Genomic DNA, 315 nt, shown 5'->3' with positions numbered 1-315 from the left:
ATCGACCGTGCCGGTCGGAGTGCCCGCCCCCGGCGGAACAGCGGCCACCGTCGCCGTCAACGTCTTCGCCTCACCGGCAACGGACGGATCCGGCGCCGACGTGAGACCCGTCGTCGTCGCCGCCTGCGTCACCGTCTGACTGTCCACCGGCGACGTCGACCCACCGAACTCGGTATCCCCGCTGTACACCGCCGTCAGGGCATGAGTACCGACAGCAAGCGTGGACGTGGTGAGCGTGGCCGTACCACCGGTGAGAGTGCCCGTACCCAGGAGAGTGGCACCGTCGAAGAAATCGACCGTGCCGGTCGGAGTGCC

At 68.9% G+C, this 315-nt stretch carries 1 protein-coding gene; it reads right to left on the bottom strand.

The genetic code is table 11. From position 1 onward, the window contains the following. Positions 1-315 (bottom strand): Ig-like domain repeat protein (locus VT52_RS34875; RefSeq protein WP_206306702.1); only part of this gene is annotated, 315 nt, incomplete at both ends.

The organism is Streptomyces malaysiense, from assembly GCF_000980885.2.
Taxonomy (GTDB): domain Bacteria; phylum Actinomycetota; class Actinomycetes; order Streptomycetales; family Streptomycetaceae; genus Streptomyces; species Streptomyces malaysiense.
This window is presented reverse-complemented; position numbering and strand designations above follow the sequence as displayed.